Raw genomic sequence first — 11,934 nt, forward strand, 5'->3', positions numbered from 1 at the left:
GACTGACATGTATGGGCTAAAGCGCTTCACTCTTAATCAAAACGATATTTCGTTTCTTGACCAGCAGGTTACGTTCCCGACCATTCATGTCGTCGGTTATAATGCCGCCGGCGATCCTCTTTACGGCTACAGTGGTTCGGACGGCAAGGTCCATGTGCTCGGTATACTCGGCAGCTTCAATCCCCTGGATATTCCGGTCGGCGAATCCCGCTGGTACAACGGCGCACGGGACCCGATCGGCTTGCGCGACGTCTCCGGTCACTTCAATAACCTGACCCAGGACGGACAGAGCTGGGGCAGTTTTGGTCAGAACTTCATTCGCCTGACCCATTCGGACTACACGCATTACGTTCATCAGAACCTGGATAACGCCGCATTGGCCGGACCGGGCATTCCCGCCGGTGTCACGCCCATAGCTGACAGTAGCTCACTGTATAGCGATCCAACAGCTTCACTAGTGGACTACACCCCCCGGATGATCAGCCAGACCATCGTCAGTGGCGGGGTAACTTTTGCTACCGATGCCAACGGGTACATCCAGCATACCGACACGGGCGTAGCGATCGTTACTGATCCGGGGATTCTGGGCACCATTGGCGAGGTGGATAGCACCTCACCGGATTCCGGGCAGTACTACATTCGCAACCAGAACACCGTCAGCGGTGACCCGTCGACAACCGGCTGGTTCACCTTGTTCGGGCAGTTTTTCGACCATGGGCTGGATTTCATCAACAAACCCAATCAGAACGCGACGATCACTATTCCTCTGGCGCCGGATGATCCGCTGTACGGCTCCATCGGCCCGGACGGGCAGCCGGTTTACTCGATCAAAGTGCATCGGGCTTCGGTCAGCGAAGTGGACGGTCAAGGCCAGGCGCAATACGTCAACCTTGACTCGCCCTACATCGATCAGAATCAGACTTACGGCTCCAATGAGGCTGTGACTCAATTGCTGCGTCAATGGGTGGCGGACCCCAATCACCCCGGCCAGTTCATCGCGGGTGCGGCGCTGTTTGACGGCACAACCTTAAGCGACGAAGCCTCCTGGACCCTCAACGGTGTGCTGACCCATCAGACGTTGCCGACCCTGAGCGAATTGCGCGCTCATGTGCTGGCCACCGGTCGCGACGATCTGACCTGGGACGATATCGTGAACTTCCGCGTGCGGGATGCCAACGGCCATGTACTGGATGCCGATCCTGGGACCGCCGGCGTACAAGCGGTTTACACCCGCGAGGCGATCCTGCTGGACATGAACCCGCACTTTGATGATATGCATATCGATCAAGCGAAACTGATGTCGCTGGATGCGCACATCACCAGCATCACGTTCGACACGAACAACCCTTATGGGATGGTCATCAATTATGACAATTCGGGTCCGAAAAACTTGTTCAGCTTTGTCAACTTTTCCGACTTCTCCATCAGCGCGGTTCCCGGCAGTGCCGATTTTGCGGTGGCCAACGAGTTGCTGCTGCAGTCGGTGGGTGATCACTACGTTGCCGGTGATGGTCGGGTGAACGAAAACTTCGGCCTCACCGCCATTCACCACATATTCCATGAAGACCACAACGTGCAGCTAATCAACCTGCAGAACGAGGTGCTGGGGCAGACAGACGTCAATGTGCGGCATAACTGGCAGGTCCAGGTGAGCAACGGTAGCGGCGGTTTTTACACTGATGCCAACGGTAATTTCACTCTGCCCGATGGCGTCACCGTGTCCTGGGATCAGGACAAACTGTTCTATGCCACCAAGTTGACCGTGGAAATGGAATACCAGCACGTTGCGATCGACCAATACGCGCGTTTGATCACCCCGGATTTGCCAGAGTTTGTGACCTATGACTCGGGCATTAACGCCAATATTTCTCTGGAGTATGGCCAAGCCGCGTTTCGTTTCGGCCACTCGCAACTACGCGAAACCATCGATGCTCTGGAAAAAAATGCCAGTGGTGGCTACGACCTGACCGGTGCAATCACTCACTACGCGCTAGAGCAGGCTTTTCTCAACCCCGGCGGTTTTGCCGAGGTGGGGCCGACAGCCATTGCTCTGGGCATGACCCGGCAGATCAGCAACGAAATCGACGAATTCGTGACCCCGGCCCTGCAACAAGGCTTGCTCGGTCAACCGCTGGACCTCGCGACCATCAACCTGGCTCGTGGTCGCGACTTGGGTCTGCCTACCCTGAACCAGGCGCGTCAGCAGATTCACGATGCACTCGTCGAGGAGAGGGCGTCGCCGGCAGGCGCGCAGCATCACACGAACCTGATCGTGGATGGCTTGACGCCCTATACCAGTTGGAGTGACTTCGCCAACAACATGATTCACCCCGAGTCACTGGTGAATTTCATCGCCGCCTATTCATTTGATGGTGATGTGGCCCATGCCCAAGCCATCATCGATGCCGATACCTCAGGTGCTACCACCAACTATGCCGGCGGCAGCGTCACGGCTGAAGAGGCGGCCTATTTCCTTTCCGGTGCGGCAGATGCCAACGGCAATCATGTGGCCGGTTACGACGGCTACAACGCGATTGATCTGTGGATCGGTGGCCTCGCGGAGAAACATGTCTACACCGGGCAACTGGGCACCACCTTCAACGCTATCTTCGAGGATCAGATGGAACGGTTGATGGATGGCGACCGTTTCTATTATCTGTTCCGCCTTGATCTCGGCTTGCCGGCGATGACCAACCTCAACGAACAGGTAGTGACCGAGCAATTCAAGGACATCATTGAACGCACCACCGATGCCCGGCACCTGGCCGGTGATGTATTCGGTTACGCCGACAGCTACATCGAACTGAGCAACACCGACTCCGGCGCAAGTGCGACGGCGTACAAGGGCGAGCACAAATATGGCACGCTGATTGAGGCGAACCATGTCGGCGTTTACTCAAGCGGTGGCGCGGGCGGAATTGGCGGTAACGGCTTGCTGGTCAGCCTGACCAGCCCGGAAACGCATACCGCTCAAACCTATATCCGTGACTACCGTCCGGACCAGGGCCAGAACCCTGATGGCACAGCGGCAGTGGGCTACAACTCGCACGAAGTATTGTCTGGCACTGACTACAACGACTGGCTCGACGCTGGCGATGGCGACGATACGATCTATGGCGAAGGTGGCGATGACATCCTTGATGGCAAGGCCGGTGCCGACCATATCTATGGCGGTGACGGCAACGATGTGATCTACGGCGGTGATATCGAAGACTTCCTCGATGGTGGGGAAGGGGACGACACCATCTATGCCGGGACCAGCGCAGGTGCCCTCGATGTGGTGATTGGCGGTAATGGCAACGATCACCTCTACGGTGAAGCCGGGATCGACGAGTTGTACGGTGGCGCTGGCAATGACTACATCGATGCCGGCGGCGACACTGATCTTGTGCATGGCGGTGACGGTAACGACGAGATCTACGGTGGCGACGGCCCGGACATTCTGTTCGGTGAGGACGGCGATGACATCATTTCCGGCGGTTCCACTGGCGACCAGGAGTTCGGCGGTGTCGGTGACGACATTCTGCTGCCTGGCCTGGGTGGCGCTCCGGGTCAAGGTGACGGCGATGAGGCCCTCGGTGACGTGGGCTTCGACATCGCGGCCTTTAGCGATGTGAACATTGCCCTGGATGCGGCGGCAGACCTTAACAATCAGAATATCGTGGCGGCGCCGGGCACCGCTGTGCTGTTCCAGCCGTTCAACGCCTTGCTGACAGACATTGAGGGTTTGATCGGTTCACGCTTCAGCGATAGTCGTGCAAGCACGACGACTCCGGCCAACCCTCAGGCGGGGCTGATCGGTAATGCCACGGAAAACTGGTTGATAGGCGGCAGCGGCGACGATGTTTCTCAAGGTAATGGCGGAAATGACGTAATCGTCGGCGATTCGATCAAACTCGCCGATCTGAATCACTTGCTCGCCAGTCAGGGGTTCGCTCAGCACTTTACTGGACTGCAAGCGGCCCGTCTGGACTTCATTTTGGGTGATAACCACGCAGCCCCAGGCACGGCCGATGGCGCAGCCGATGAAGCGCTGTACAGTGGCAATTTTGCCGACTACAGCATTACCAAGTTCACCGACATTCGGCTGGGTGGCGAGTTGATCACGGCGTTCAAAGTGGTGGATTTGCGGGTCGGCGCGGCGAATGTCGATGGCACTGATATCGTGACTGGCATTGAAAAACTGCGCTTCGCCGACCGCACAGTCAACCTGAACATCACCAACAGTCTGCCAACCGGCAATGCGTTGCTGTCGGGGTTTGCCACTGCGCCGACCACACCTAGCCGTCCGGTGCCGGCTCAATACCGGCTGACCGCCATTACCTCAACCATACAGGACGCTGACGGCTTGCCTGGGCCAAGTGGGTTCACCTTCCAATGGCAAGCACTGGTGGGCGCGGCCTGGATCAGTATTGCCGGGGCGAATGCTTCGACCTTTGCGCCCACCTCGGCGCAGTTCGGCCAGCAGCTACGGGTCATCACCACTTACACCGACAACAACGGCACAGTGGAACAACTGACGTCCGACCCTTCGGAAGCGGTAGGGCGCTTCATCGAAGGCACCAACTTCTTCGGCAACACGCTCAATGGCACCAACTATCAGGACATCTTGATGGGTTACTCGGGTAATGACGTCCTCAACGGCGGACTGGGTTCCGACTTACTGGACGGCGGTAGCGGTAACGACACGATGCTGGGTAACGCCGGCAACGACACTTACAGGGTGGATGCCAATGGCGATGCGGTTCAGGAAAACCTGAACGAAGGCACCGACACGGTCTTGTCGTCGGTCAGCTACACCCTGGGTGCCAACGTCGAGAACCTGAGCTTGCAGGGGGCGAACAACATAAACGGCGCAGGTAACGGGCTGGACAACGTCATCCATGGCAATAGCGGTAACAACCAGCTTAGCGGTGTGGCCGGCAACGACACCGTCTTTGGTGAGGCAGGCAACGATACGCTGCTGGCATCGCTGAATGACGGCAACGACCACTATGACGGCGGTACGGGCACCGATACCTATGACTTATCGGCCACATCGGCGTCGGCCACGGTCGATTTGCTTGTTGGCACGTCAACCAGCACCCAAACCGGCAATGACTCCCTGACCGACATCGAGAACGTCACCGGCAGTTCTGGCGTCGATCACATCCAGGGCGACAGCGTTAGCAACCTTTTGCAAGGCCAGGGCGGCAACGACTGGATCGACGGTGGCAGCGGAGACGACATCCTGGTCGGTGGGCAAGGTCTGGACAGCCTGTTTGGTGGTCTTGGTAATGATACCTTCCGGGCGTCGGTCAATGACGGCAATGACAGCTACGAGGGTGGTGGCGACACTGATACCTACGACCTGTCGGGGACCTTGGCCAACGCCACGGTCAACCTGTCTACTGGCCTGGCGAGCAGTTCGCAAACCGGTAATGACACCTTGAGCGGCATCGAGAATGTTCTCGGCAGCAACGGTACCAACAGCTTGACCGGCGATAGCGCCAACAATGCCCTGACCGGGCAAGGCGGCATCGACACCCTCATTGGTGGAGGCGGCGCTGACACACTGACCGGCAACGGCAACCGCGACATTTTGACCGGTGGGGCGGGGGCGGACATCTTTATGTTCAGCGCAATGAACGACTCCGGCACTTCGACCGCTAGCCGCGATGTGATCACCGACTTTGCGCAGGGAGCTGACCACATCGATCTGACGCTGATCGATGCCCGCACTTCCGGCGCAGGTTCCGCCGGTAATCAGGACTTTGCCTTCCTTGGCGAGTGGAATGGCGTCGGCACTGAGTTCAGTAACCAAGCGCAATTGAAGTACCACTTCGCCAATGTCGGTGGGGTTGAACACACGTATGTGGAGGGCAATGTCAACAGCGGTAATGGCGCAGATTTCCAGATTGATCTGGTCGGGCATGTCGCCCTGACAGCGAGCGATTTCGTCGGCGTGGTGTAAGGCTTTCAACCAAAAACGGCGCCCTCCTTGAGCCAGGTCTGGACCTGCAAGTACACGCCGGGGACTTCGCCATCGGCGTACTTGCCGGGGGCGGTCACGCTGCGCAGGAAGGCATCGCTGAGTTTTTGCCGGAACGCCGGTGCGGGATGGGTCGGCAAAATCTGGGGGTATCGTTTTCAGGAAATGAAAAGTACCCCAAACGATACCCCCAGTTACGTTGGAAATGAGTGGAATACGACGGATGGCAACGGACAGAAAATTCGCCTATCTATCTGTATTTGCAGAGGTTATTGGAATTCAGTAGAACTCGCTCACAGGCTATCGGGGTCGCCGAAGAACATCTGTATCCGCGACCGCAACCACCGCTCCGCCGGGTCATTGTCCTGCGCCCCGCGCCAGGCCATGTGCAGCTCGAAACTGCGCACATCCAACGGCAGATCCTCGGCCCGCAACCCACCCGCCGCGGTCAGCGCATCCGCCGTGTAGTCCGGCACCGTAGCGACAATATCGGTGCCCGCCAGCAAGCTCCCCAGCCCGTTGAACTGCGGCACCGCCAGCACCACATGGCGCTTGCGGCCAATTTCCTCCAGGGCCTCGTCGATGAACCCCGACAGGTCCCCGGCAAACGACACCAGCGCATGCGGGCGCGCGCAGAAGTCGTCCAGGGTGATGGTGCCGGGCACGCTGTCGGCTCGCAGCAGTTTCGGCATGCTGCGGCGCAGCACCTTGCGCTTGGCGTTGGCTGGCAGTTCGCTGGTGTAACTGACCCCCACCGAGATCTCGCCCGAGGCCAGCAGCGTCGGCATCAGCAGGTAATTGACCCGACGTACCACCAGCACGATACCTGGCGCTTCGGCGCGGATGCGCTTGAGCAACTGCGGCAGCAGGGCAAATTCGGCGTCGTCCGACAGGCCGATGCGGAACACAGCATTGCTGGTGGCCGGGTCGAATTCGGCAGCGCGGCTGACCGCAGTGGAAATCGAGTCCAGCGCCGGGGACAGCAGGGAGAATATTTCGTGGGCCCGGGCCGACGGCTCCATGCTGCGGCCGGTGCGCACGAACAGTGGGTCGTCGAACAGGTTGCGCAGGCGCGACAGGGCCGCGCTGATGGCGGGCTGGCCGAGGAACAGTTTTTCCGCGGCACGGGTCACGCTGCGCTCGTGCATCAGCGTTTCGAACACGATCAGCAGGTTGAGGTCTACGCGACGCAGGTCGTTTCGATTCATCGGTGCGCTTCGCCTAAAGTGGGGCAGAGGTGAATCTTAAGGCCAAAGGCTGGTACCCTGCACGGGTTTAGGGGGACCAATCGCAGGGAAAGTCAGGTGCCCAATCGATGACAAGCATGTCGACTATTAATGACCACTGATGGTCTATCCGGCAAAGCCCGGATAGAGTTCGTGGTAATTAGAGGTTCACAATGGCGAGGTATGCGATGTCCCGCATGATCCGTTTCCACAAGTTCGGCGCTGCCGATGTGCTCCGTTGCGAGGAGCAGCCCGAACAGTCACCCGCTGCCGGCGAGGTACAGATCCGCGTCGAGGCGGTTGGCGTCAGCTGGTATGACGTGCTCTGGCGCCAGAACCTGGCACCATCCCAGGCACGCCTGCCGGCGGGGATCGGCCACGAGATGGCCGGGGTGGTGACCGCGGTTGGCGAAGGGGTCGAGGATATTGCCGTGGGCGACCGGGTTGCCAGCTTCCCGGCCACCAGTGCCAACGACCACCCCGTGTATGGCGATGTCATCGTGCTGCCGCGTACGGCCATTACCCGTTATCCGGATGTACTTACCCCGATCGAGGCCAGCGTGCACTACACGCCGCTGCTGATCGCCTATTTCGCCTACGTCGACCTGGCCCGGGCCAAGGCCGGGCAGACCGCGCTGGTCACCGACGCCAGCCACTGCGCGGGCCCTGCCTTCGTGCAACTGGGCAAGGCCCTGGGGCTGAAGGTGTTCGCCGCCACCAAGGAGGCGGAACAGCGTGAGTACCTGCTGGGCCTGGGCGCCGACAAGGTGATTGTCACCGAAGAACAGGACCTGCTGCTGCAGATTGGCAAGTACACCGATGGCCGTGGCGTGGACATGGTCCTCGATGGCATGGGCGGGCCGCAGATGTCGCTGCTGGGCGATGTGCTGGCACCGCGTGGCAGCCTGGTGCTGTATGGCCTGCAAGGCGGCAATCAGACGCCGTTCCCGGCCTGCGCGGCATTCCAGAAGAACATCCAGTTCCATGTGCATTGCATTGGCAACTTCACCGGCAAGCCGGAACTGGGCATCAGCCAGGACCAGGTGGCACTACAGCGCGCCCTGCGCGATATCAACCAGTTCACCGCCGACCAGTTGCTGACACCGCAGATCATCAAGGTGTACCCGTTCGAGCAGGTAGTAGAAGCGCATCGCTACATGGACCAATGCCCGTGTGGCGGGCGTGTGGTGCTGGACATGGCGCAACACTGACGGCTGTTTGCATTATCAGGAAACCCGGGCAGAGTCCCGGGTTTTTTGTGCCCGGTACATAAGGTTGATGCTCAAAAGAAGAATGTTCCTACAATAAAGAGCGAAGCGGACTACATTTGGCGCGATTATTCAGTGGCTCGTGGAAATATTCCGCCAAGTTTTTTGGCTTGAACTGTTTTTGCCTGGCGGTCAATGTGTTTTCTCACTTTGGCTGAATGGTTTTTTTACCTTGATCTGTATCTTCTATTCGCCTTGCATCCCTCGATAATGGCTCAATGATAGTTTGCGCAAGGAGCGTGGAATGAGCATGGCTATGCCCGAGCCAGGGCGTTACATGGCAGCGGCGGGGCGTCGCAGCGACGCGTTTTTCTCGATGGCATGGCGACAGTGACTGGTTACGTCATTACTTCCTTTTAGTTGTAGGGAATTTCTTCTGGCCAAGTTCAGGGCATGTTGACGTTCAGGTCTTCTGTTCAATGTGCGCTGGCTGCATGAAGTTGATGAGGTGATTACGTGACTGCTATTCACGACCAGGCAATGCATTATATCTACCAGCAAGTGCTCGAGCGCTTGCTCAGTCACATGTCACAAGCGCAGCGGGCTTCCTTGCAGTTGCTGATACAACGGTTGCTGGTTGCTGCAGGCGGGCCCGAGTACATCGGCACCTTCCGCTTGCTGGTGCTGCAAGGCAACGATCGCCGCAGCGCCCGGCTGCTGGCCATGCTGCGTGCCGCGCAACTGAGTATCGCCCTGCGTGCGCCGGTAACCTTCCAGCTGCGGGTGCTGGTGGTCAGCCTGCCGGTGGCTGGCAGCGCCACGCTCGAAGGCCATGAGCGCAGCTTCAGTGCGCTGTTCATGCAGGATGACCCGCGGGTGCAGCTGCAGATGATCGAGGGACGTGAAGTGGTGCCGTTCAGCCGGCACCCCGCTGCCGCGCCCGAACGCTGGCTGTTGGCGAGGGACGCCATGTTGATGTTCGGTCACCTGGTCGATGCCAGTCCCGAAGCACTGCTAGGTAGCCGGCTACACCTGGAACTGGCGGGTGCCGTGGGGTTTGCGTTGCAGGCACAGGCAGCCGCGGATGTATTGATCACCGCCATCCCCGCGCACCAGCGTCGCCGCTACCTGGCCTGGGCCCGGCGCAGCCTGCGCCTGGCTGGGGAGCGTGGTCCGCATGGGGTGCATCAATGCCTGGCGGCGCTGGCCCATGGGCTGAGTCGGCTGAACGGCAGCATCGGGGTACCGCTGGGCGCCCTGACGGCGTCGGCATCGGGGGCTGTGCAGCGGGATACGCCGGTGCGGGTAATTGCCATTGATGACCTGTTGCCGCCGTTGCTCGAAGCGCAGCAACTCGACCTCATGCTCGGTGGTTGCTTCGAGGCTGCCGAGGATGCCTGGTCATTGACTGCCTTCGTCGATCCGTTGGCGCCGGCTCAGTTGCACGAACTGCGCGCACGCAGTCTCGAGCCGCAGGCCAGTCGCCCGGCATTGCGGCTGGCTGGCCAGCCGGAAGGCATCAAGCGGCGTGATGTGAATCAGCTGCAGCTCGGCAAGGCCTACGGTATCAACCAGATCCAACAGGTATGCCTGCTGTTCAGCCCGTTCGCCAGGCAGGGGAAAAACCTCGAGCGTTTTCTGCAATGTCGGCATGCCGACATGCTGGTGGCGTTGCCTTACCTGCATCGGGCGTTGCAGGGTAAACCCTGCCCTGATGCGGTGAAAAACTGGCTGGTAAACACCAGTGGCCTGCCGCTGGGGCAACTGCGGGTGATCTATGACGGGCGCCTGCCGCTGGCCGCCTGGCGCCTGATGAGCCACCTGGCCCGTCGCGATGTACAACTGCGGTTGCTGCCACGGCAGGCCTCGGGGCGGCGGCGTGGTCATGCGGGGCTGCCTTGATGGAGCAATCGGCCCGCGGCGAGTTTGCCTACCGCAAGGTCTATCGCTACCTGGAGGCCTTGATCGGCCAGGCGCAAGGCAGTGGCCCATGCCGTTTACCGTCGCTGCGGGCATTGTCCCGGCGGCTGAGGGTGTCACTGGCCACCGTGCAGAGTGCCTACGGCCTTTTGGAGGAGGAGGGCCGCGTGCAGTGCCTGCCGAGGTCGGGCTACTACGTACAGGGTGCTGGCAAGGGGGACGCTGCGGCCATGCCCCGGCAGCCACCCTTGCCGGCACAGTCGATGCTGGAGCGGGCCCTGTTCACCCACGAGCGGCGCCTGGCACGTCAGCGCATGCACAGTGTTGCCCCTTGGGAAGCGCCCGGCAACGCCCGCCTGCGCAATGCCGTTGCCGAGCGCTATACCCGCTCCTCCAGCCAGTACTGGTCTGCCGAGGACGTTCAGCTGGCCCCTGATGTGCAGGCGTTACTGGAGACGGTGCTGGCGGCGTTGGCCCTGCAAGGGGGGACCGTGCTGGTGCACTCGCCCTGTTGTTGGCAGGTGTTGCGCGCTTTGGCACGTGCCGGCATGCGTGTGCTGGAGGTGCCACTGGATACCCGCGGCAACCCGGATCTGCGCGCCCTGGCCCGGCTGCTGGGGAGCGAGCCGGTACGCATGCTGGTCATGCCGTCGTGCCTTGGCATGCCGCAGGGGCGGCTGTTTTCAGCGCACTACCAGCAGCAGCTTGGCCAGTTGCTCGGCCAGCACCCTGTATGGTTGCTGGAAAACGACCTGGACAGTGAGCACTGTTACAGCGGGCCGCCGAATACGCGCCTGCGCGATTGGGTCGACCCCCGCTGGCTATTGGTGATGGGGGCGTTCGATGCCGCGGTGGGGGGCGAGGCGCCCTATGCCTACCTGCTGGGCCATGATGCCGTGCTGGCCAGGGCGTTCGCTGAACGTGCATTCCGGCTTGCACCGCTGCGCCTGCAAGCGCTGGCGCACATGCTGGGTAAAGGTGAGATCGAGGCGCAACTGGTGAGGTTGCGCACGGACCTGCATAAGCGCATGCAATGCCTGGCGCATGCGCTGCAGCAGCAGTTCGGCCAGCGGGTGGCGTTGGAAATGCCGGAGGGTGGGTGGACACTGTGGGTGCGCTTTCGCCAGCCGTTGTCGTGGGAGGGTATTGCTGAAGCGCTGGCTGGTTCGGCACTGCACGCACTGCCGGGCGAGCAGTTCAGCCTGCAGGGGCGCTACCAGCAGTACCTGGCGTTGGCGTGGCTGGGTGATCACCCGGAGGAACTGCAACAGGCTGTCGAGCGCCTGGCCCAGTCGCTGGAACTGCGCTGCGGCCGGCCCGCCGGGGTTGCACCTTGAGCTGCCGGGGTCGCGTTGCAACCCGTTGCTCCCACAAGGTCCCTGCCAATGCAACGAGTCAGGCGTTGACCTTGTGGGAAATTGCCCAGCCCTTTGGGCGGCGCTGTCGCACAGATAACTGAATTCGCAAGCGATCCTCGTACCCTGAGGTGCGCCCCATTTGTTGGACAATCTTTGATTAGGCTGCTGCGGCCTGATTCCTGTATGCCACGGGACTCAGGCCGGCCAGCCCCATCTTGATTCGATCATGGTTGTAGTAATCGATGTATTCA

At 60.4% G+C, this 11,934-nt stretch carries 6 protein-coding genes and 1 pseudogene; 4 read left to right on the top strand and 3 right to left on the bottom strand.

Annotated features, from left to right (window positions below):
* The first annotated feature begins 7 nt into the window (after positions 1-7).
* Positions 8-5,953 (top strand): peroxidase family protein, encoded by a 5,946-nt coding sequence (locus J5M71_RS22490; RefSeq protein WP_207837201.1) that lies wholly within the window; start codon positions 8-10, stop codon positions 5,951-5,953.
* Positions 5,954-5,979: 26 nt separating this feature from the next.
* Here J5M71_RS22490 and J5M71_RS22495 read toward each other — a convergent pair.
* Positions 5,980-6,111 (bottom strand): annotated as a pseudogene (locus J5M71_RS22495) (integrase); the annotation flags it as partial.
* Positions 6,112-6,264: 153 nt separating this feature from the next.
* The gene (locus J5M71_RS22500; protein WP_233687440.1) at positions 6,265-7,179 is read right to left on the bottom strand and encodes a LysR family transcriptional regulator; all 915 of its coding nucleotides are present in this window, start codon (positions 7,177-7,179) and stop codon (positions 6,265-6,267) included.
* Between the two features lie 206 nt (positions 7,180-7,385).
* Between J5M71_RS22500 and J5M71_RS22505 the strand changes: the two genes are divergently transcribed.
* The 3 genes from J5M71_RS22505 to J5M71_RS22515 all read left to right on the top strand — a co-directional run bounded on the left by J5M71_RS22505 (position 7,386) and on the right by J5M71_RS22515 (position 11,662).
* Positions 7,386-8,408, top strand: a complete 1,023-nt coding sequence (locus J5M71_RS22505; protein ID WP_063913469.1) for a zinc-dependent alcohol dehydrogenase family protein — start codon at positions 7,386-7,388, stop codon at positions 8,406-8,408.
* A gap of 513 nt (positions 8,409-8,921) precedes the next feature.
* Positions 8,922-10,307: a hypothetical protein gene (locus J5M71_RS22510; protein WP_207837206.1), complete on the top strand. Its 1,386-nt coding sequence runs from the start codon at positions 8,922-8,924 to the stop codon at positions 10,305-10,307.
* A complete protein-coding gene (locus tag J5M71_RS22515; RefSeq protein ID WP_207837211.1) occupies positions 10,307-11,662 on the top strand; it encodes a GntR family transcriptional regulator in 1,356 nt (451 codons plus the stop codon). Before J5M71_RS22510 ends, J5M71_RS22515 begins: the two co-directional genes overlap by 1 nt.
* Positions 11,663-11,840: 178 nt before the next feature.
* Here the strand turns inward: J5M71_RS22515 and J5M71_RS22520 are convergent.
* Positions 11,841-11,934, bottom strand: a 94-nt coding sequence (locus J5M71_RS22520) for an IS3 family transposase (protein ID WP_182275356.1), incomplete at its 5' end; no start/stop codon positions are given.

The sequence above is a fragment of the Pseudomonas sp. 43(2021) genome (genome assembly GCF_017490805.1).
Classification (GTDB): Bacteria; Pseudomonadota; Gammaproteobacteria; order Pseudomonadales; family Pseudomonadaceae; genus Aquipseudomonas.